Source organism: Paraburkholderia sp. UYCP14C, from assembly GCF_004197395.1.
In the GTDB taxonomy this organism is placed as follows: domain Bacteria; phylum Pseudomonadota; class Gammaproteobacteria; order Burkholderiales; family Burkholderiaceae; genus Paraburkholderia.
In genome coordinates this window covers 1-245 of sequence record NZ_SELS01000404.1, presented here as the reverse complement: position 1 = coordinate 245, position 245 = coordinate 1, and the positions used below count along the sequence as shown (strand labels likewise).

General features: G+C 54.7%; 1 pseudogene. It reads left to right on the top strand.

The features are described 5' to 3' along the window. Positions 1–143: 143 nt before the first annotated feature. A pseudogene (locus EVC45_RS47545) lies at positions 144–245 on the top strand (IS6 family transposase); the annotation flags it as partial.

The following is a 245-nucleotide window of genomic DNA, read 5'->3' as shown; positions in this document are numbered from 1 at the left end:
CCTGCCGAACTGCTGCCGCTTGATGACCGAGAGTTCGTGCGTAAGCTGGTCGATACGTGTTTGCCGGTACTGCAACTGGTTGTGGTGCAAATAGCGCTCAAGGATCGGTTAGAGTGTCGCCTTGACCGATTTGAGGAGCCGCGATGAACAAGCTGAAGAGTCTGGACGAGCTATTCGCCGGCCGTCATTTTGACCGTGAGGTGATCATTCTTCGTGTGCGCTGGTATCTGCGCTACAAACTCAGC